The 21996-nt window shown below is 54.9% G+C and carries 13 protein-coding genes and 7 pseudogenes; 12 read left to right on the top strand and 8 right to left on the bottom strand.

Features of this window, described 5'->3' with window-relative positions; translation table 11 throughout:
* Window positions 1–37: 37 nt before the first annotated feature.
* Window positions 38–775, bottom strand: a complete 738-nt coding sequence (locus JZM30_RS21735; protein WP_252321288.1) for a GntR family transcriptional regulator — start codon at window positions 773–775, stop codon at window positions 38–40.
* 825 nt (window positions 776–1600) lie between these two features.
* On the opposite strand from JZM30_RS21735, the gene JZM30_RS21730 reads away from it, so the two are divergent.
* The gene (locus JZM30_RS21730; RefSeq protein WP_252321287.1) at window positions 1601–3001 is read left to right on the top strand and encodes a purine-cytosine permease family protein; all 1401 of its coding nucleotides are present in this window, start codon (window positions 1601–1603) and stop codon (window positions 2999–3001) included.
* Window positions 3001–3943: pseudogene (locus JZM30_RS24905) on the top strand (PfkB family carbohydrate kinase). The gene JZM30_RS21730 and the pseudogene JZM30_RS24905 overlap by 1 nt, the downstream one beginning before the upstream one ends.
* A 13-nt stretch (window positions 3944–3956) precedes the next feature.
* Here the strand turns inward: JZM30_RS24905 and JZM30_RS21720 are convergent.
* Window positions 3957–4839 (bottom strand): annotated as a pseudogene (locus tag JZM30_RS21720) (LysR family transcriptional regulator).
* Between the two features lie 101 nt (window positions 4840–4940).
* Here JZM30_RS21720 and JZM30_RS21715 point away from each other — a divergent pair.
* Together JZM30_RS21715 and JZM30_RS21710 are read left to right on the top strand one after the other, a co-directional pair.
* Window positions 4941–5507, top strand: coding sequence for a phenolic acid decarboxylase (locus JZM30_RS21715; protein ID WP_252321286.1), 567 nt, complete (start codon window positions 4941–4943; stop codon window positions 5505–5507).
* Window positions 5426–6223: pseudogene (locus tag JZM30_RS21710) on the top strand (alpha/beta hydrolase fold domain-containing protein); the annotation flags it as partial. The gene JZM30_RS21715 and the pseudogene JZM30_RS21710, both read left to right, overlap by 82 nt.
* Window positions 6224–6428: 205 nt before the next feature.
* Here the strand turns inward: JZM30_RS21710 and ftsP are convergent.
* From ftsP to parC, 3 genes and pseudogenes are all read right to left on the bottom strand, one after another.
* Window positions 6429–7835, bottom strand: a pseudogene (gene ftsP, locus JZM30_RS21705) (cell division protein FtsP).
* Between the two features lie 63 nt (window positions 7836–7898).
* Window positions 7899–8636, bottom strand: a complete 738-nt coding sequence (locus tag JZM30_RS21700) for a 1-acylglycerol-3-phosphate O-acyltransferase (RefSeq protein WP_252321285.1) — start codon at window positions 8634–8636, stop codon at window positions 7899–7901.
* A gap of 148 nt (window positions 8637–8784) precedes the next feature.
* A complete protein-coding gene (gene parC / locus JZM30_RS21695; RefSeq protein ID WP_252321284.1) occupies window positions 8785–11043 on the bottom strand; it encodes a DNA topoisomerase IV subunit A in 2259 nt (752 codons plus the stop codon).
* Between the two features lie 337 nt (window positions 11044–11380).
* On the opposite strand from parC, the pseudogene JZM30_RS24900 reads away from it, so the two are divergent.
* Window positions 11381–13766: pseudogene (locus tag JZM30_RS24900) on the top strand (TonB-dependent receptor domain-containing protein).
* A 238-nt stretch (window positions 13767–14004) separates the two neighbouring features.
* Window positions 14005–14576, top strand: a pseudogene (locus JZM30_RS21675) (NAD(P)H-dependent oxidoreductase).
* 7 nt (window positions 14577–14583) lie between these two features.
* Here JZM30_RS21675 and JZM30_RS21670 read toward each other — a convergent pair.
* Window positions 14584–15480, bottom strand: coding sequence for a LysR family transcriptional regulator (locus JZM30_RS21670; protein WP_252321310.1), 897 nt, complete (start codon window positions 15478–15480; stop codon window positions 14584–14586).
* 159 nt (window positions 15481–15639) lie between these two features.
* Here JZM30_RS21670 and bglB point away from each other — a divergent pair.
* From bglB to JZM30_RS21635, 6 genes and pseudogenes are all read left to right on the top strand, one after another.
* Window positions 15640–16751, top strand: a pseudogene (gene bglB / locus JZM30_RS21665) (beta-galactosidase BglB).
* Between the two features lie 180 nt (window positions 16752–16931).
* Complete coding sequence (locus tag JZM30_RS21655) at window positions 16932–17396, top strand: hypothetical protein (RefSeq protein ID WP_252321280.1); 465 nt, start codon at window positions 16932–16934, stop codon at window positions 17394–17396.
* A 101-nt stretch (window positions 17397–17497) separates the two neighbouring features.
* Window positions 17498–18679, top strand: coding sequence for a hypothetical protein (locus tag JZM30_RS21650; RefSeq protein ID WP_252321279.1), 1182 nt, complete (start codon window positions 17498–17500; stop codon window positions 18677–18679).
* An 87-nt stretch (window positions 18680–18766) separates the two neighbouring features.
* The gene (locus tag JZM30_RS21645) at window positions 18767–19405 is read left to right on the top strand and encodes a hypothetical protein (protein ID WP_252321278.1); all 639 of its coding nucleotides are present in this window, start codon (window positions 18767–18769) and stop codon (window positions 19403–19405) included.
* Between the two features lie 76 nt (window positions 19406–19481).
* A complete protein-coding gene (locus tag JZM30_RS21640; protein WP_252321277.1) occupies window positions 19482–20549 on the top strand; it encodes an MFS transporter in 1068 nt (355 codons plus the stop codon).
* Between the two features lie 36 nt (window positions 20550–20585).
* A complete protein-coding gene (locus tag JZM30_RS21635; protein WP_252321276.1) occupies window positions 20586–20801 on the top strand; it encodes a hypothetical protein in 216 nt (71 codons plus the stop codon).
* 42 nt (window positions 20802–20843) lie between these two features.
* On the opposite strand, the gene JZM30_RS21630 is transcribed toward JZM30_RS21635, so the two are convergent.
* Together JZM30_RS21630 and JZM30_RS21625 are read right to left on the bottom strand one after the other, a co-directional pair.
* Entirely contained in the window at window positions 20844–21425 is a 582-nt protein-coding gene (locus tag JZM30_RS21630) for a LacI family DNA-binding transcriptional regulator (protein WP_252321275.1), read from the bottom strand.
* On the bottom strand, window positions 21422–21919 hold the full coding sequence (locus JZM30_RS21625) for a LacI family DNA-binding transcriptional regulator (protein ID WP_252321274.1): 498 nt from the start codon (window positions 21917–21919) through the stop codon (window positions 21422–21424). Before JZM30_RS21625 ends, JZM30_RS21630 begins: the two co-directional genes overlap by 4 nt.
* Window positions 21920–21996 lie beyond the last annotated feature (77 nt).

Below are 21996 nucleotides of genomic sequence, written 5' to 3'. Positions count from 1 at the left end.
CAGCCTCAATGGCACTGAGGCTGGCTGAAACACGGATTCAGTCCGATATCTGTATTTCGTAAATATCACTGCGACAATAAATTTCACAATATTCGAGCAAGCCATTTTGCGCATTATAGGTATGCTGGCGATAAAACAGCAGCGGCATGCCTGGCTGAATGTTTAACAAACGCGCTGTTTCAGCCTGACAGGCAATCGCCTTGATGCGCACCTTCTTTTTCGCCGGTAGAATTCCACGCTCCGCCCAGTATTGATAGAGCGAGTGTTCCAGAATCTCCGGCGCAGGCAACAACGCCAACGGGATCCATGTCGTTTCCAGCGACACGGGTTCACCGTTGATCAATCGTACACGCCGCAGTTTGGTCACGCGCTCACCTTTCAAAGCAGGAACGCTGCTGGCGACGTCATCCGGCAACAGCGTGGTGGTGCGATCCAGCCAGCGATTACCGGCAATACCTCCGGCTTGCAACACCAGCTTGGTGAACCCGGCTTCCTCATCATCCAGTGAATAGTCAAGATGCTGGCTGATGCGCGTCCCGACGCCCTGCTGGCGCACAATCAATCCTTTTTCTTCCAACAGCGACAATGCGCGAGAGACCGTAACGCGAGAAATGTCCAACTGCTGCGCGATCGCACGTTCAGCAGGAAAAAACTGCCCCGCCAGCGCTTTGTTCTGGTTAATACCCTGCTCCAAAACCATCGCCAATTGCATATAGCGCGGCGCTGTAGAGGGTTTCTCAAGTGTTTGCATGACCCAACGAAATAGCTCCTGCATAGTACGGCCTTATAGTGTTTTTTTACGCCACGGGAAGCATCCCCCCGACAGGTGTCGACATGGCAAGAGCACATTACCACGAAACAAGACTCAGGACTGGTATTGGTATTGGTATTGGTATTGGTATCTCAATGGCATTTAATTGGACTTGCTTTTGTACTGTGAATTGTATAAATTAAATACAGACGTGCCAACACCAGGGGGTCATTTAGTTGACCACAAAACAGCGTCTCACGACACAGATCACAATAATGTCCTTGTTATTTAAGTAGATCGTGCGATGAGAACAGCGCTCAGAGCAGAAAATGTAAACTGAGCAGGTATGCCAGCGGTTGTCTCAATGGCATACGAAAGGACTCTTAGCAACACCCGGAAAAATACGTAGTGAAAATGTCGTGCAATAGCTAAGAATACAACCGGAAAGACAGTCCATTAACATGAAATGGCATAAAGATAACACACAGCAAACAGCAATAAGCAGTACTTGGTACCAGACACTTAGGCACATAACAACACCTTTAACAGTCGTTTTATTTTGTCACTCGGTATCACACGTTTCACCCACGCATGAACTGAGAACAGGAGCAGTCATTCTATTTTGGCTGCTCCTTTATTTTTCCACTCTGCCATCTATGGCTCACCAGCGCCACGCGCACTCCTCACACCGCAATTCAACAAACGCATTAAATTACTGTCTGTCCTGCCGTTCCGCTGCTATGTTTTAACATCGGACTCTCTCTTCGGCATGGCTGCCGTTATCAATAGTCACTGCATGCCTGCCCTTTCCGCCACCCGCTTCATTAAGGCCAACAAGGAGCCGCCGTCATGGGTGAAACACGGCAGAATAAGACTTGGCAAGTTGAAAATACGGGAATTGATATTGTTCCTGCTGCGGAACGCACAGGAAAACCATTAGAACTGTTCTGGATTTGGTGCGCTGCGAATATTGGTATTCTTGGCATCGTTTATGGTGCCATCATCGTCTCATTCGGATTATCGTTTATTCAGTCGCTGCTCGCCGCCATTGTAGGCGTTGCCAGCTTCGCACTGGTGGGATATACCTCATTTGCCGGGCAAACGGGCCGCACGGCTACGTTGACCCTGTCGCGTGCGGTGTTTGGCCTAAAAGGCAATATCGCCCCTACCGCTTTTGGCTGGTTTACCCTTATGGGTTGGGAAGCCGTTAACCTGACCACCGGCACACTGACGCTGGTAGCCCTGTTTGAAGCCGTTGGTTTTGCCAGCAGCACCACGCTGACGGCCATCAGCCTGATCCTGTTTGGCGGCCTGACCATTGTGGTGAGCATTCTTGGGCAAAATACCCTGATCCTGATGCAAAGCTGGATCACCAAAATATTCGGTACCATGACGCTTATCGTTGTGGCCTATATCTTGTTTAACACCCCGTGGAATGTGGTACTGGCGCTGCCGTCTGGCAACTGGTTAACCGGTTTTCTCCCTGCCGTGTCCGTGATTGCGGCAGGCACCGGAGTGGTTTGGGCTATCGCCGGGGCGGATTACAGCCGCTATCAAAGCCCCACCACAACGCGCGGCAGCGTCTTTTTTGCCGTGGTCGGCGGCTCGGCGTTACCGCTCGTCCTGCTGATGCTGGCGGGCATTTTACTTTCTGCCCAGCTACCGGAGTTAACCAGTTCGGCTAACCCCATCGCCCTTATCGGAACCGTATTGCCAACGTGGATGTCAGTGCCCTATCTGCTGACGGCCACAGCGGGTATCGTCACTATCGCGGTACTCAGCCTCTATTCCGCCAGTCTCAACCTGTTGGCTATCGGCGTAAAACTGCGCCGGTCGGTGGCGGTTTCTCTGGATGCCGTGCTGGTGGTGGGCGTTGCTGTCTACGTTCTGTTTGTATCGCAGGATTTCCTTTCGCCGTTTATCGCCTTTCTGATCTTCTGCGGCCTGTTTCTCGGCCCGTGGTCTGCGGTGTTTATTCTGGACTATATCTGTCCGCGCCAACGCAGTGGCTACGATAACGACGCGCTGTTTGCCGTCAACGGCAAGAATAACGGCGTGCGCTGGGTGCCATTACTGTGCTGGCTGTTGGGCGCATTTGCCGGGCTGATGTTGACCAAGACCGGCTTTATCGATGGCCCGTGGGCAACCGGTATCTTCGAAAACTCCAGCCTTGGGCTGTTCCTCTCCTTAGGCGTCAGCGGCGTAACCTATGGCCTCTACGTCATGCTACAGCCTAAGGAGAATCACTAATGCATGAAGAAAAAACGCTTCGACACGTGCTGGTGATCGGCGGTGCTTGTGGCGATATGCTGCTGGTCGTTCCACGTATGCCGCTCAGGGGCGAAGACGTGGAAGCCAAAGACAACGGACTGCAAATCGGCGGCTGTGCCTTTAACGTCGCGCGCGCTCACCCGCCTTGGCGTTCCGGTGCTCAACGGTATGCCGGTGGGCAACGGTACCTGGGGCAACGCGGTAGAAAGCGCCATGAAAGCGCTGCATCTGCCTGTACTGATGCGCCACCCCGATATGGACAACGGCTGGTGTCTGGCGCTGGCGGAGCCGGGCGGTGAGCGCACGTTTATCAGTATCACTGGCTGTGAGGCCCATATAACCGCAGCGATGTTGCAACGTCTGCAACCAACCGCTGATACGCTGATTTATGTGAATGGCTAGTTGTTTGGTACTGGCGGTGCCGCATTGCGCGCCTGGGTACTGGCGCAGCCCCAGCAAAAACTGATCGATTTCGGCCCTCGTCTATCGGGCATTCCGCCCGGCTTTATCACTGCGTTGTTTGGCAGTCGTACGCTATTGACGCTAAACCGAGGCGAGGCGCGTCACCTGCTGGGCGAAGGTGATATTATCGCGCTGGCACAGCACTACGCCGCGCGCAGTGGGCTTACGCTGATTTGTCGACTGGATAAGGACGGGGCATGGATTTGCCCGCCGGACGCCGAGCCGCAAGCAGTGGCACCGTATCCAGTCACGGTGGTAGACAGCATTGGCGCAGGTGATGCGCACTGTAGCGGGTTGCTGGCAGGCCTTTCTGCGGGCTGGACGCAGGCGGTCGATTTGGCCAATCGCGTTGCCGCTTGTATGGTTTCCGTTCAAGGCTCGTCACAGCCTCCCGATTGGAAAACGCTAGACGAGCATTTCCCCGACGCCGCCCCGCTACCCGCCTTCCCCATGCGTTAAGCCACAGGCACGCTTATTCGGTACGTCCCATTTGGGGCGTACTGCGGCTGGCGCGTCGAAACAGTGTCAGCAACGTTTTCACCTGTTCATCCAGCGGTGCCAGCGCCCGCCGGACAATCAGGTGCAGCGGCGCGTGCCGTGCCCTAATGCCAGCGTTTTTAACATTCCCGACGCCAGCGGTGCCGTAATCCACTCTTCTGGCAACCAACCATAACCAACCTGATGCATTACTGCTTCAATCGCCGATTCTACGGTGGAGAACGTCCAATATTCAGTGGCCGCCGTTACCGCCAATGGCATGCTGTTTTCCCGGGAAGCGATTCGTACCAGCGGATAGCGCAACAGCGTTTCTTCACGTAACGGCGCAGGGAGTTGATGCAATGGGTGATCACAGTGTGCCACGGCAACAAAATCGATGTTCATCAGCCATTCGCCCCGTCCCATCATATCTTCACGCCGCGTCAGTACGGCCACATCGGCATCCACGTCCCAGGATTGGTTCTCCAGTATCTCTGTCAAGTGGAGATGGGTATCGGGGTGCAATTGCTGAAATTCACGTAAGATGGCAAACAACGTCTCACGGGGAAATACGTTATCGACCACCAGGTCGAGACGCGTGCGCCCCCCTTTTTAAGCGTGACCGCCTACGTTTCCACATAATGAAAGGCATTCAGTAGCGGCCTAACCTGCGCCAGCAGCAGCGCGCCGGCAGGGGTTATCTCCGCTTTGCGCCCTTTAGCCTCCAGCAATGCCACACCAAGGCGCTACTGAAGCAGCGCCAGATTGTAGCTTACCGAAGACTGGCTGCGGTGCGTTGCCCGCGCCGCACGCGCAAAGCTGCCCAGCTCAATCACCTTATCCAGCAAGAACCATTGTTCTAGCGTTGTCTTGTGCATAATCAATCTACATTTTGGGTGAATTAGATGAAAAATCAGCGTTATTAATTCACAGAGTGACGCAATATGATCCTGACATCAAGAACAAAAGGAGCAGGACCATGAGTACATTTGATAAGCACGATCTCAGCGATTTTGTCGGCAAACATCTGGTTTATACCTACGATAATGGCTGGAACTATGAGATTTACGTGAAGAACGATCACTCGCTGGATTACCGCATTCACAGCGGCATCGTCGCTAACCGTTGGGTCAAGGATCAGTTTGCCCACATCGTTCGCGTTGCCCACAGCGTTTATAAAATTTCGTGTACGGAACCGACGGGCACCGATGTCAGCCTGATCGTGAATCTGGGCGATCGCCTGTTCCACGGCACCATCTTCTTCCCGCGTTGGGTTATCAACGATCCGCAAAAAACCGTGTGCTTCCAAAACGATCATATCCCAACCATGGAAGCCTACCGCGCTGCGGGCCCGGCCTACCCAACGGAAGTGATCGATGAGTTTGCCACTATTACTTTTGTGCGTGATTGCGGCCCCGATAACGAAAGCGTGATCGCTTGCCCGGCCAGCGAACTGCCGCACCCAAACCGGCTATTGTCTATTTTCCCGGCGGCGGTTTTACCTCTGCCGATCATGAGAAATTTATCGAAATGCGCATGGCACTAGCGCAGGCTGGTTTTGTTGTCGCTGCCGCAGAATATCGCACGGTGCCAGACACCTTCCCAGCGCCAGTACAAGACGGTAAAGCCGCTGTGCGCTACCTGCGCGAACACGCCGCAGAATATGGCATCGACCCGCAACGCATCGGCGTATTGGGCGATTCTGCGGGTGGATATCTGGCACAAATGCTGGGTGTAACCAACGGTGAAAACATCTTCGATAAAGGGGATTATCTCAACCAATCCTCGGATGTACGGGCCGTGGTAACCCTCTATGGGCTCTCCAATCTGCTCAACATCGGCGCTGGCTTCCCAAAGAATATTCAGGATGTACGCCGCTCACCGGCTTCAACCGAAGCACTGTTAGTTAACGGTGCAGCCTTCCGCGATTTCCCCGGTGCTGCTATCGGCAAGGATGAGAAAAAAGCCCTTAACGCTAGCCCAATGGGGCACATTAGCGGCAAAAAACCGCCGTTCCTGATCATGCACGGCAGCGCGGATACGCTGGTTTCCCCGGTACAAAGTGCTCAGTTGTTTAAGGCATTAAAAGAGGGCGGAAATCCAGCAGAGTATGTGTTGCTGGAAGGGGCGAATCACGGCGATTTGCCGTGGTATCAAGAGCCGCTGATTCATCGTGTGGTGGAGTGGTTCAAACAGACGCTGAAGGTTTCTGCTGCCACACCTGGCGTGGCAACGCCAAGTAACCCAAACGCCAATCTGTAATACAAAACAAAGGGGGACCAGCGCGCCCCCTTAGACGACTGGCAAAGTCACTTTCCCCCTCGTCATCCTCGGCGAAAGCCGGGGATCTCTGTGAGAAGAAACGTGTTTCGTCTGCGTGGGAATGACAGTGTTGGGCGGGAATGACGGTGGACATTGGGCTGTTTGTCAGCAACCTCAGGGGTCTACGCCCCATTATAGTGCCATTTTACTGCACCACCAACTGTCCGGTGGAACCACGATCCGCCATCTCCAGCGTGTGGCTGTAGTAGAGGAACGGGAATGATGCCGATGACGATTGGGTGAAATAAACCAACAGTTCAGCATCGCCGTCCACCCACACCGTGTCTTTCCAGCCACTTTGATCGGCAGCAGGAGCCGCGCCGTTGATGCTACGCACCAGAAACATCGCGCCCTGAATGTGGAACGGCTGTGGTGAATCGGCGTGAACGATCCAGCGTTCACAGCGTCCTTCCTGCGTCTGTACATCCGTGCGCGTCATATCCCACATCGCACCGTTAATTCCCGGCAGGCTATCACCCAGACGGAACTCCAGCGTCCGACTGATATTGGCAGGCAGCACAATATCCGTCAGCAAACGGGCGGGAAGATTGTTCGTCACCAGTGGCAGCAAACCGGTAGGTTTTAACGTCAGTATCTGCGTTGACACCAGGATGCTGGAGGGCTCAAACAAGCCACGCAGTCGTTCCATCAACGTTGCCGCATCGCCTGCCGTCAAGGTCACTTCACCGCCCTGGGACATATCAATCAGAATTTCACGGCGTTAACCCGGCGCAAGGGAAACCTGATTCAGCGCCATCAGCAGCGGTAAAAAACCCAAATCGCTGGCGATAAGGTACATCGGACGGCCGTCGCTCAGTCGCATCACGTAACGGCGCGCATTCGACGCATTCAGCAAACGCAGGCGCACCCAACCGCGTGAGACTTCGACAAACGGTTCTTGCACACCGTTTACCAGCAACGTATCACCGACGAAGCCTCCGCTGCTGGGCGGGTTGTAGACCGGAACGCCAAAGTTATCCAGGCGTTTATCCTGAATAATCAGAGGAAAATCATCCACGCCGTAGTGATTCGGAATAGGCAGGCTCTTGCTGGTGCTGTCTTCTGCCAGCCAGAGTCCGGCCAGTCCCTGATAAACGTGCGGTGCTATACGATTTGGCGTATTGGCGTGATACCAGCAGGTAGCCGCTGCCTGCCGAATCGGCAGCACGGGAGCCCAGTCGGTCCCCGGAGAGATCATTCGCCCAGCGCCGCCCATCAACTGGCCTGGCACCTACAAGCCGCTGACGGTCATGGAGACCGGCTCATTCAGGCGGTTGCCGTAGATCAGTTTGACATCATCGCCGCTGAACACTTTTACCGTCGGGCCGAGGTAGCGTCCGTTAACGCCCCACACCGAGGTTTTACGGTCACCGGAAAACGCCCAGTGCGCGCGTTGCATGGTCAAAAAAAGCGGCTGCCCGCGGCGAGACTCCAACAGCGGCGGGATGGGTAGCGCATTTTGCTTACCCTTTGCCTGCGCCGTCGCAGGTAGTCCGCTTGCACACACCATAAGCCCCGATGCCTGAATAAACTGACGGCGGCTAAGTGACATAAAAACTCCGTAATCTTGCTAACCAACCGTGTACGCCCGCCAACGCAGAGGGCGTAAAAAACATTAACGCTTCGCCGCTTTCTCCCGCTCAGCCACTTCAGCATTCAGTTCAACCAAACGCGCTGCCATCACATCATGACAATGCGCGGCCAGCTCTTGCACCTGCTCTTTACCGTATGCAGAGGCATCAATCGGTGGCAGCATTTCAACGATAACATGACCGTTATTCCACCGGTTCAGTTTGACTTTATTGTGCGTATCGGTCACACAAATCGGCACAATCGGTACGCCTGCACTAATCGCGGCATGGAACACTCCGGTCTTGAACGGCATTAGCCCACGACCACGGCTGCGCGTGCCTTCTGGAAACATCCAGACAGAAATATTGTGCTCTTTGATGTGTTGAACGACTTGCACAATAGTGCCGTGCGCCTTGGCGCGGTTTTTTCTGTCAATCAGCAAGTTACCTGCCAGCCAGTAGAGCGGACCAAAGAACGGGATCCACACCAGGCTTTTTTTACCGACCGTAACCGTGCCAGGCTGCACCGCATTTGCCGCCGTCACCATATCGTAGTTGTTCTGATGGTTGGCAATGTAAATGCAGTTGCCATAGTTTCCCGCATCCTCAGGCACTCTGACTTCTACTTTTAGACCAAACAGGGTAGAGAGCCGCCCAAACGCATGGCCAAAGGTCGCCACGTGGCGCGGATTCTTCGGGCTAAACAGGCAATAAATTGTACCGAACAGGCAAATCAGAATGGAAAAAATCACCACTACCACAAAACGGATAATGAATAACATAACGACCTCATAAGCCAACCGCCGCCGCTAGTATAGCGACTTCGGCATAAAACAAACGGGTAATCCTTTGCCGTGGTACCCGCGCCATCGGCCAGGTAACAAAGGGGGAGATGCCTGATACCGCCATCGGGTGATATCAGGCAACGCATTACTCCTCGCTGTCATCCTTTGGCGCTGGAGGCGCATCAACCTCAATGCGGTCAATGTCTTGCATCCCACGCAGCAAGGTGCCTTTACGGCCCCGCTCACCGTGATGTTCGCTTGCACGCACCACAATTTTGCGCTTACCGGAATACAGTTTCACCGTCGCTTGCGGCCACACCACCAACAGGAGAGCCAAGCGATCCTTGCCTTCCGCGAAGTCCGCCGAGGAGATGGAGATGATCTTGTTGCCTTTGCCTTTCGACAACTGGGGCAGATCGGACACCGGGAACACCAACACGCGACCCGCGGCAGTGACCGCCATCAGCAGGTCGTCTTCGCGCTCTATCACGATCGGTGCCAGCGCTTTGGCGTTGTCCGGCAGCGTGATCATAGCCTTACCGGCACGGTTGCGCGCCACCAGATCTTTGAACGTACAAACAAACCCGTAGCCAGCATCGGATGCCATCAACAGGCGTTGTTCATCCGCGGCCATCAGCACATGCTCAATACTGGCACCCGGCGGCGGCGTCAGTTTGCCCGTCAGCGGTTCACCCTGACCGCGCGCCGACGGAAACGTGATCGGATCGAGCGCATAGCTACGTCCCGTTGAGTCGATAAACACCACCGGCTGGTTACTCTTGCCGCGCGCGGCGGCGCGGAAGCTATCGCCCGCTTTAAAGCTCAACCCGGAAGGATCTATATCATTCCCTTTCGCGCTACGCACCCAGCCCATTTCTGACAATACGATTGTGACCGGTTCAGACGGTACGAAATCGTGCTCACTCATGGCCTTGGCTTCCGCACGCTCATGCAGCGGCGAACGGCGATCGTCGCCATACAATTCAGCATCCGACTGAATCTCTTTTTTCAGCAGATTGTTAAGCTTGCGTTCTGATGCCAGCAGCGCCTGAAGCTGATCGCGCTCTTTTTCCAAATCGTGTTGCTCGCCACGGATTTTCATCTCTTCCAGGCGCGCCAAATGCCGCAATTTTAATTCCAGAATGGCTTCAGCCTGGGTATCACTCAGGCCATAGCGGCGCATCAGTTCCGCTTTGGACTCATCCTCGGTGCGGATGATATGGATAACGTCATCAATGTTCAGGAACGCAATCAACAAACCTTCCAGAATGTGCAAACGCTTGAGCACTTTTTCCAGACGGTAGTTCAGGCGGCGGCGCACCGTATCACGGCGGAACACCAGCCATTCGCTCAGGATCTCCACCAGCCCTTTCACAGCGGGACGGTTATCCAGACCGATCATGTTCATGTTGATGCGGTAGCTTTTTTCCAGATCGGTGGTGGCAAACAGGTGATTCATTACCTGATCGAGGTCGATCCAGTTAGATCGCGGCACCAGCACTAGACGCGTCGGATTTTCATGATCCGATTCATCGCGTAAATCATCGATCATCGGCAGCTTTTTCGCCCGCATTTGGCTGGCGATCTGCTCTAACACTTTCGCCCCCGAGACCTGATGCGGCAACGCGGTGATCACCACTTCGCCGTCTTCTTTCTTCCACAGAGCACGCATCCGCACGGAACCACGCCCCTGCTCATAGACGCGCCGCAGCTCATCACGCGGCGTGATGATTTCAGCTTCAGTAGGGAAATCCGGCCCCTGAACGAACTGCAACAGATCGTCGAGCGATGATTCCGGTTTTTCCAGCAGCGCAACGGCGGCAGCCGCCACTTCACGCACGTTATGCGGTGGGATATCCGTCGCCATCCCGACCGCGATGCCAGTGGTGCCGTTAAGTAAAATGTTGGGCAAACGCGCAGGCAACATTTTCGGCTCCTGCAAGGTGCCGTCAAAGTTGGGCTGGTACTCGACGGTGCCTTGCCCCAACTCGCCCAGCAGCACTTCGGCGTATTTGGAAAGGCGCGATTCGGTATAACGCATCGCCGCAAAGGATTTCGGATCGTCCGGAGCCCCCCAGTTCCCTTGGCCGTCCACCAGCGGATAGCGGTAAGAGAAAGGCTGCGCCATCAGCACCATTGCTTCATAGCAGGCGCTGTCACCGTGCGGATGGTATTTCCCGAGCACGTCCCCCACGGTACGGGCGGATTTTTTAAACTTGGCGCTGGCGCTCAATCCCAGTTCCGACATCGCATACACGATGCGGCGTTGCACCGGCTTAAGGCCGTCACCAATAAAAGGCAGCGCCCTGTCCATGATGACGTACATGGAGTAGTTCAGGTACGCATTTTCTGTAAACGTATGCAGCGCAAGACGTTCTGCGCCGTCATGAGTTATCTCACTCATCGACAATCCTTACGCGGTGACTCAATGATCATGCTAAAACAGGTCATCTAAAAAGGCTTAATTCCCGCAACGCGCGCGGTAATGTATGCGCAGATAGTACAGCATCTTGCCAGCCACTGTCACAAACCTCAGGTGTCTTCCTCCCTTAACACTTCATCAATCGCCGTTGAGTTCCTTCATTAAGAAATCTTAATGCCGCAATCGTGGTGATAATGATTATATTTGCTATCTGCTAATGATTATTATTTAGCTATGAACAGCATACTACCGCACCGATGACAATATCGGCACCGCCATTTTTACGAACCCAAACCATCGCGAACCCAAGAGCTCTATCATGTTAAATCATAAGAATATGAATAACATTTTGCTGACCGGCGTCCTGTCCGGCTTGGCATTTGGTGCCAATGCGGCGCAAAGCGCGCAGGGCAAATCGGATACTGCCCAGAAAGAGTCCCAGGACACCATGACGGTACTTTCTCCCCGCATTGAGCGAGAAGCAGGCACGAAAACCACCCTGACAGCCAACGACCTCTTGAAAGAAGGTGGTAATACCTTCGGCAATATCATGCGCTATCAGCCACTGGTGAGCGCACCGGGCGTCAGCGCCGGGGCTACCGCAGGCAAAAGCAGCTACGACCGCGGTGGCTACAGCGGCTACAACATTCGCGGGCTGGAAAACAACCGCGTCTCTATCGATATCGACGGCGTTGAGCTTCCCGCAGGGACCGAGCGCGGTACTTCCACGCCGAGCGGTCGCGTTCAGGCAGGCAGCACCGGCATTGGCCGCGGTGATTACCTCGATCCCTACCTGTACGGCTCAGTAGATATCGCCTCCGGTGCTACCGACGTGTATAACAGCAATAACGCGTTAGGCGGCTCTGCTTCATTTATGCCTAAATCGCCGGACAACTTCCTTAGCGGCGATAAACACAGCTATTTTGGCTATCAGGCCGGATATGACTCCGCCGATCGCAGTTTCCACAACGGGATTACCGCCGCTGGCGGTGACGACACCCTGCGCGGCGTGGTGGTCTACAGCCGCCGCGACGGTAATGAAACCGAAAACCACCGTGATGCCACCATCGACAGCAATCCGGCCAACTGGCACTCCAACGCTGTACTGGTCTCCAACATCTGGCAGGCGACTGACCTGCGCCAGCTAACCGGCACCGTGGACTATTAAGAGAAGTTTAACCACAGCAACTTTCCCACCTGGAATGTGGGTGCCTCTGGCAGTTCCACCCGCGATGGCAGCACCTCATTCCAGGACAGCAAAACGCGCCGTTGGGGCGTGAGCGTTGCCGATCTGTATACGCCAACTGACGGTCTGCTGTTTGACAGCCTTAACAGCAAACTGTTCTTTAGCAAAACCGAAGCCCACGATTACACCATCAGCAATGCCGCACTACCGTCTCAGGTATGGAGCGGCTACGATACCAACACCGTTGGGCTCGAAAGCAAAGCGACCAAAGAATGGCGCAACCCCCGCTTCAGTTACGGGGTTAACCTGCGCCAATCAGAGTCTGAACACCCACTGGTCGCCAAAAATATACTGGCTGGCTCAGTAAACCTGGGTCGCCATCAAGCCGACAGCAAGATCATCAATGCTGGTGCTTTTGTGCAGGATAAGATGACCTGGGACTTGGCGGGTCGTGATTTTTCCATTATCCCTGCAGTGCGTTTCGCCTGGCAGCACGCTAAGCCGGAAAACACCTATAACCTGTTTACCAACACCAACGGTAACGTCACGGCCAGTGACACCGCCAAAATGTACGGCACCAACGCCGATGGACAGATCCTGCCTGCACTGGCCTTCCAGTACAATCTGAAACCCGATCTGCTGGCCTATGTACAGTACAAACGCGGTGCGCAGTTCCCCAATGCCGGGCAGCTTTATGGTTCATGGGCACTGGGTTACTTCGGCGGCTCCAGCCCTTATGCCACCATCGGCGATCCTAATCTGAAAACCGAAACCAGCGATAACTATGAGCTAGGGCTGAAGGGCCGTATTGTAGACGGGGTAACGATCAGCGCTGCCGCGTTCTATAACGATTATAAAAACTTTATCGCCAACGGTTACTATCGTCGCGGGTCAAACCCCGATCTGTTTGCCAATCTGCCAAACACCATCAGTACCCTCTATCTCACCGAAAACCGCGATAAAGCCTATATCTACGGTGGCGAGCTGAGTGCACGTTTCGAACTGGGCACCTGGTTTGAACAGGCCAAAGGGTTTAGCGCCCGTCTGGCTTACGGCTATACCCAGGGGTGCCGCAAAATCCAGCGCCTCCGGTGACCGCTACGTCAATCTCGATACCGTCACGCCACAAAAAGCCGTGGTTGGACTGGCTTATGACGATCCGAGCAACACCTATGGCGGTGCGCTGATCACCACCTTTACCAAAGGGAAGACCGCTGATTACGCCGCTGGCCGTAAACGCATCGGTGACGGCAACGTACTGGGCACAGACAACGTCACCTTTATGCGCGTGCCGGGCTATGGTTTGGTGGATTTGACCGCATACTATCGCATTACCAAAAACGTGCGCGTCAACGGCGGTATCTACAACCTGACCGACCGTAAATATTGGGATTACCAGAACAGCCGCAACATTGAGGTACCGACCAATACCGATCCCAATAACGCACACTATTACGATCAACAGTTGTCCATTGCTCCGGGACGCACCTTCCAATTGGGCATGAGTGTCGCTTTCTAATCAGCGCATTTATTGCGTGAAGTGAAGTAAACGCAAAACGCGTCCTCGCCAGGGCAAGAAAGCCGATACATTGGTTTCCCTGCCTTTTTTACTTATTGGTTGCCCGACCATCGGCGCATAAAACCCCTGATTTATTGACTACCAGTCAATAGTGTTGTGCCATTACCCCCCGTTTTTCATCCTAAGCCTGCGCACTACACTGCCTTACTTTCATTAAGCAATCAGGATCATCGTCACCATGCAAAACATTCTGCTGATCAACGCCAGCAAATCCTTTGGTCACTCCAATGGCCAATTGAACAACACGTTCGCGGATTTTGCCGCCACCTTGCTCAGCGAACAGGGCCATAGCGTACAGGTGGCCAACGTCGATCAGGGCTACAATCTGGACGAAGAGGTACAGCGCTTTTTGTGGGCAGAAACCGTCATGCCGGGATGGTGGATGGACGTGCCGTGGATCCTGAAGAAATACGTCGATGAAGTGTTTACTCACGGTCACGGCTCGCTGTATGCCAGCGATGGCCGCACCCGCTCAGACGCCAGCAAAAATACGGCTCCGGCGGTCTGCTGCAAGGGCGGAATTATATGCTGTCCCTGACCTGGAACGCGCCGTTGGAAGCCTTTACCAATCCCGACCAGTTCTTTCACGGTGTCGGTGTTGATGGCGTTTACCTGCCGTTCCACAAAGCCAACCAGTTTATTGGCCTGTCGCCGCTGCCGACTTTTATCTGCAATGATGTGATCAAGCAACCAGAGGTGGATCGCTATCTGGCTGAATACCGCGAACATTTGACCCGCGTATTCGCCTGAACACCACCTAAAGTAACTGGCGCGCCATCTTCTCGCTGAGAAAATAGAGAAAACAGCTGATACGCGCCGTCAGCTTGGTGTTGCGGTAGTAAACCGCGTTCACCGGCATGCGCGTTTCAATCGTCTGTTGCGCCAACACCGGCACTAATCGTCCGCTTTTCTGATCGTCCTGTGTCATAAAATCAGACAAGCGGACGATCCCCTCCCCGCGCAGCGCCAGTTGGCGCAGCGTTTCACCGCTCGAGGCCACCAGCGCCGGTTTGATGCGGTACAACTCACCGTTGGCTTTACGTACCGGCCAGACATTGAGCGCATCCACATGGGTGAAACCGAATAATACGTGATTATCCAACGCTTCTACGGTCTGCGGCACGCCGTGGAGTTGCAAATAATCGGGGCTGGCCAAGATCCGCGCGCGCGTGCTGCCCAGCAAACGGGCATGGATACTGGAATCCCGCAGGGTGCCAATGCGGATCGCAATGTCAGTATGCTGCTCCAATAAATCAATAAAGACGTCATCGGTATTCAGTTGTAGCTGAATATGCGGGTAAATGCGGCGAAATTCAGGGATAGGGGGGTACAATAGCATGTTGCATAAACGGGAACGCACATTAACACGCAACGTGCCGCAAGGCTGCTCACGCCCGATAGCCATCGACTCTTCCGCCAGTTCGACCAACGCGATCACTTCACGCGCCTGCGCCAAAAACAGCTCGCCTTCCTGTGATAATGCCATACGGCGTGTGGTGCGGTGCAACAGCGTGGTATCCAGCTTGGTTTCCAGCCGACGCAGCGCACGGCTGATACCGGAGGCGGTCTGCCCCAACTGCTCTGCCGCTGCCGTAATCGACCCGCTGTCGATAACTACTACAAACGCTTGCAACTCTTCCAGCGTGACTTTCATCGCTTCTCGCTGCCGTTTCTCTGCCTCAGATAACGTCATCATAACCGGTTATTTTAATAAATAAAAAAACCCTGGTCGGCACGTCCCCAGCCAAAAAGTTAATCAAAATCACAAAACATTAACGCAAAAAATTTTCGTATTGCGCATTGTTTTGCGCAAATGCTACACCATTTGCAAGACGCACTCTTTTACCAAGGGAAAACCGACGCAATGAGCAGCAACACCACACTGAACGCACAGTTAGATGCCCTGATAACAGGCACTCTCGGTCTGAAAGATGAAGGCCGTTTTCATGAGCCCAACCTGGATGGTACGCCGGGGGATTATATCTCTTTCAACAGTTGGGAATGGCCACAGGGCGTGAGCCTGTACGGGCTGTTCTGCCTGTGGGAATTCACCCGTCGAGACGATCTGCTTGCCACCCTTATCACCTGGTTTGACAGGCAGATCGCACAGGGTTTACCGCCGCTCAACGTTAATACCACCGCGCCAATGCTGCCGCTATCGCTGCTGTGGCAACATACCCGTAATGATGATTACGCGCGTGTGCTGGACAGTTGGGCGAATGATGTGATGACCAAACTGCCACGCACGCCGGAACAAGGATTCCAGCATGTGGTGTCTGACGGCGTGAACCAGATGGAGATATGGGACGACACGCTGTTTATGGTGGTGCTGTTCCTTGCGCATTACGGTACGGTGTCAGGCCGCCAGGAACTGGTCTACGAAGCGGTACGTCAGTTCTTGCTGCATGCACGCTACCTCAACGACCCGAAAACCGGCCTGTGGTATCACGGCTGGAGTTTTGCGCAAGCCCGCTGGGCACGTGGCAACGCGTGGATCACCGTCGGTATCCTCGACCTACTAGAGATTGCCCCTATCGACAACGGTGTGCGTCTCTATCTGTTGGGGTGCCTCAACGCACAGGTGAACACCCTGACCGATCTGCAAGCCGAAAGCGGTGCCTGGCATACCCTGTTGGACCACCCTGATAGTTACGAAGAGATTTCCGCTACCGCCGACTTCGGCTACGGCTTACTGAAAAGCGCACGCCTGGGCTTGGGTGATGAACGCTGGCTGGCGGCGGGAAAAAAACGTTACAGGCAGTACGCCAGAATATCGATGCGCAAGGCACGGTACAGAATGTCTCGTACGGTACTCGCATGGGGCGCACGCTTGATTTTTATAAAGAGATTCCGCTGCAACCCACCGCCTACGGGCAGTCGCTTGCCATATTGTGTTTGAGTGAAGGCATCCGTATTGCGGAATAAATGATCTACACCCTAACTAATTCGAGTAGCAGGACAAAACGTTAACGTTTTGAACAGCGCAAGCGAACGAATCCCCAGGAGCTTACTCCGGTAAGTGACTGGGGTGAGTGAACGCAGTCAACACACCTGCAACTTGAAGTATGACGGGTATACAACGCATTGTGATCCGGGGAATAATCAATGAACACTGACACTATTTATCGCCGCGCTTTGCAACAGGGTGACGCGATTCGTTACTGGCACTATTCCGATATTGTCAGCCAGCGTTATGACGTACCCGATGTCCCTATGCAGGGTGACATGGACCCGTTTTTCTTCCTGAGTAAAAAGAAAAACTTCATCCCGCATACCTACCCTTGCCGGGTAGACTTCCAGCAACGCTATCTGGAGAAGAAACCACAGCCGTTCGGCGCGTTCGAACTGACGCGATGGTGGTTCCCGTTTGGTTCTGACCACGTAGACCTTTCTGGTTTCTGGTTCCGCCCCACCCGCATCGGTGCCTGGGCGCAAACCTGGTTGGAAACCGAAACCGACGGTGAGGTGACTCTGCGTTTCACCACCTGCGGCGGCGGCATCGTGCAGGTGAATGGCGAAGATGTCGCCTGCGCAATCTGGAAAACACCATTGAGGTCTCCGTTTCTTTAACATCGGGGCTAAACGATGTTCGGATCTGATTTAACGATCTGGCAGAGCGGGATATTCGCTTTTTCTTCCAACTCGATTACGTGGCGGGCATACCGGTAAATATGACGATGGTCTCACCGGTTTGCGCATCGTGCGTGGCGGAAATGGAAGCGCTGTTGGAAGGGGTGTCCTTCGAATACTCCGCCTACAACCATGGGGATATCAACCTCTGCTTCCCCGCGCCTGCGACCCGGCCGCTAACCATCGCCTGCCGCGTACTGGGCGATTTTATTTCGCTGGATAGCCCTATTGAGTTGGAAACCGAATTGCGTCCGGGCCAACAGATAGTGCGTATTGCCAATACGGCGCAGCTCCCAGCGGATTTCCGCAACTTCGTGATTACGCTCTCCAGCGAAGAGTTATCGATAAGCCGCACCCTTGGTGTCGAGATTTGTCATGCCACCGCGCAGCAGATTGTGCCAGAGACCTTAGCAGCGCGTATTGCCGAAGCGCTGTACACAGTCGCCACGCAAGGGGAGTACGGCAGTGTTAAAGCGTTAGCCAGACTGGCCTGCGGCATGGCCGATGAGGAAACCCACGCCATGCTGGAGGGTGTATTGCCTTCGGTGCTGGATTGTCATGACTGTGCCGATTTCACGCTGGTGCCGTTGCTGTGGTGCCGCATCGCCTGGGGTGATGCCATCGCACCGGCCACCCAGGAAAAAATCGATGCCGCCATTCTGCATTTCCGCTACTGGATGGATGAACCGGGCAACGACGTACAGTGGTACTTCTCGGAAAACCATGCGCTGCTGTTTCACACTGCCGCCTATCTGTCGGGCAGCTTTTTCCCACAGGCCACGTTCGTGCGAGCCAACCGCAGCGGGAGCCAGCAGGCTGCCGCCGGCAAGCAGCGGGTGCTCAATTGGCTCACTCATTTTGAATCCTGTGAGATGGCCGAGTGGAACTCTGCCCCCTATTTCCCAGTGGATTTGAAAGGGTTGACCGCGTTGGCTGCGCTTTCTCCCGACGCGGATATTGCCGCACGCAGCGGCCGCGCTATCCAACGGTTGATTGAGCAAATCGCCCGCTCCTGTCATCAGGGCATGCTGACCGCCTCCCAGTGGCGCTCTTACGAACACACGCTGCGCGCCGGACGCTCATTGGAACTGGCCGCAATTTCGCGCCTGATGTGGGGCAAAGGCAACTACGGCTGCCGCTTCCACGCCTTGCCGCAGTTGGCGCTACTGCTGCGTGACCACTGCTTGACCCTCGATCCGGCACTGGTTGAGGTTGCGGTGTGACAGAAACCGACGGCGCAAGAGTGGTGCTTTGCCCAAGGGGCTAACCGCATTGCCAAACTGTACCACTACAAAACCCGCCATGTGGCAATGGGTTCCATTGCCAGTTATCGCTGGGGCGAATGGGGATATCAGGAGACGCCGTTGCATCTGCGGATTGGTGATATTCCCGAAGCGCAGGTGTGGATCAACCATCCCGGTGAAACTATACACGGCGGATTCGGCAGACCCTCCTACTGGGGCGGTTGCGGTACGCTGCCGCGCGTCCAGCAGTATCGTGGGCTAGCGGTACTGACCTCCACTCCCCACGAAGGGCAACCGACGTTTACCCACGCCTGGCTACCGCAGCACATCTTTAACGATGTGCGTATCAGCCCTGAGCGCATCGCGTTGCAAAGCGGCGCAGGCATGGCGCTGTTGTTCGGCTCTCAACCCTTCCACATTGTGGAAACAGGCCCGACGCGCCACTGTGAAGTACAACAGCACGGCAAAACAACCACCTGGCTGGTGCGCCTGAATGATGCCGCAGACATTCAGTCGCTGGACAGCTTTACGCAGACTTTCGCCGAACTTACCGTGCAACACGAGGCCGATGGCACCCTGCGCGTCCTCGATCCGGTCTACGGTGAAGTGCGCTTTCTACCGGATGGCCGCGTGGAGGCGCAAGGCCGCACCCTTGACCCCGATGCCTGGAGCGTGGCCGGTACGCACTGCGAACTGACGCTTTAGCCTTTTTTCATCACGCAACACCACTCTACCCTAACCATCAACCACTCAGGCCGCTGGCCTGAGCTGGAGAATCACTATGGACACTCAAGTTAGCCAAAAAGAAGCTGCTGTCCCTCACGGCGACAGCCAAACCACCGCCAGCGCGCCCCCCAAAGGCCGCTATCGCTGGACTATCTGCTCGATGCTGGTGTTCGCCACCACGGTGAACTACATGGACCGCCAACTGCTCGGGTTGCTGGCGCCGATGCTGCAAAAAGATATCGGCTGGACGCAAATGGAGTACAGCTGGCTGGTAAACGCCTTCACCATTGCCTACGGCGCGGGCACGCTGATTTGCGGCCGTATCATTGACAAGCTCGGCACCAAAATCAGCTACGCCGTGGCGATGGTTGTCTGGAGCGCCGCCGCTATGTTGCACGCCGCGGTCGGCACCGTGGTCGGGTTTGCCATTGTGCGCGTCATTCTTGGATTGGGGGAATCGGCCAACTTCCCGGCTGCGATGAAAGTCATCGCCGACTGGCACCCCAAGAAAGAGCGCACGCTGGCTACAGGGATTCTGGGCGTCGCCGTTAACCTTGGCGTCGTTGTCTCCCCTGCCTTGATTCCGTTTATCGCCATTCATTACGGCTGGCACGGGGCGTTTCTGATTCTTGGGGCGGTAGGTTTTGTCTGGCTTATCCCGTGGTTTTTCCTGTTTGGCAAACCGCAAGATAAAGCCTCTGCCGAGGAACTGGCCTGGATCCGTCAGGACAAAGAAGAGCATGTCAGCGTGGAATCCATCAAATGGACTCACCTACTGCGCTACCGTCAACTATGGGCCTTTGCATTGGGCAAGATGCTGACCGATCCCATCTGGTGGTTCTTCCTGTTCTGGCTGCCAAAATGGCTGAACGAAACCCGTGATATCAATATGGCTGGATTGGGTGTGCCGTTGATCATGATCTATCTGTTTGCTATTGGCGGCAGTCTGGGCGCAGGCTGGTTGCCCGGCAAGCTGATGAGTATGGGATTCAGTGCCGCGAAAGCGCGCAAAACCACCATGCTGATTTGCGCCTGTGCGGTCATTCCTATTTTTGCCGCGACGCAGGTCGAAAGCTTGTGGCTGGCCGTTGCCCTCGTCGGGTTGGCTGTTGCTGCGCACTAAGGCTGGTCAGCAAACCTGCTGACATCGGTATCCGATTTGTTCCCCAAAGCGGCGGTGGGTTCAGTCGTCGGCATCGGTAGCACCTTTGGCATGATCGGCAGCGTGATCTTCTCCACGGTGATCGGTGCCGTACTCGAAGCATCAGGCAATTATTGGGCGCTGTTCGCTATCAGCTCCGTGGCCTATCTGGTCGCCTGGGGCGTGATGTACCTGCTGCTGATCCCCACTATGGAGCGGGCGAAATTCAAATAACTGCGTAACAAGCGCTGCACCGCATCATGAGGGCATTCGCCCTCATGATGCGTTTAACGCCGCCACGGACTGACGCTCGACCATGGCGCACGCCAGTTCTATACGCCGCGGAATCGTCACGTTGCCAACAATGATGTCCTGCAACAACTCCAGCGCAATAACGCCGATTTCCTGCACCGGCAAATGCACAGTGGTCAGCGGCGGCGACGCAAACTCGGCCTGCGGCAAGTCGTTCATACCAACCACCGAGATATCCCCCGGCACATCCAGACCTAAGCGCTGTAACCCACTAATGGCCCCTAACGCCAATGAGTCATTGGCACATAGTATCGCCGTATAGGTACGTTTTTTTTCTCGAAACCACGATACCACCGCCTGCTCAGCCAGTTCGGGAAGCCAATCCGTCACGCTGATCACCTGCTGCTCGGAGCAGGGCAGTTGAAAATAACGCATCGACTCCTGCCAGCCCTCATGCCGTTGTTCAATAGTTCGCCGTCCGGGATGGGTCAAAAACAGGATATCGCGATGCCCGTGCGACACCAGATAGTCAGCCGCCATCCGGGTTGCCGAGCGGTTACACGGCATCACGCTGGAGAGTCGCATCAGAGAATCTTCGCTGTTCACCAGCACCGCAGGTTTTTCAGGTTTACCACAACGTCTAAAATCGCCGGATCGTCGACGGTGAGTGCTAGCATCCCACCAATATCATCCTGATTAAGCAGATCGGTCAGCGCCTGCGTGCCTTTGTCGGAAAGCGGATGGGTCACCAGATCCAGTCCCAGCACTTTGGCGCGCTCTTTCAGCCCTTGCAGGACATACCAACTGAATTGATAACGGTGGTAGTCCAGCATCGCCACCGGAGAGACAGCCAGCACGATACGGGAGCCCCCCATTTCCACGGCGGGGCTGTAGCGCACCGCACGCGCCACTTCCAATATTTGTGCGCGCAGCGCCTGGCTCACCCATTTTTCACCGCTCAGCGCACGAGACACCGTGCTTAACGAAGTACCACAGAGCGCTGCGATATCTTCCAGCCGTACACGGCGCGAACCGCCATCGAGCTTTTCTGCGTCAACCGGATTTTTTTGTGCTTTTTTTCCATAATCATACACAGTCATCAAGGATTAAGGGGCTTATTTACTCTACTGTGAAGCCATGAAGCCTGTCAGCGTCTTTCACATTGATTTGTTAGCCT

It is taken from the genome of Candidatus Symbiopectobacterium endolongispinus, assembly GCF_018777385.1.
In the GTDB taxonomy this organism is placed as follows: Bacteria; Pseudomonadota; Gammaproteobacteria; order Enterobacterales; family Enterobacteriaceae; genus Symbiopectobacterium; species Symbiopectobacterium endolongispinus.
Note: the sequence above shows the minus strand (reverse complement) of the source record. Positions and strands in the feature narration are given on the sequence as shown.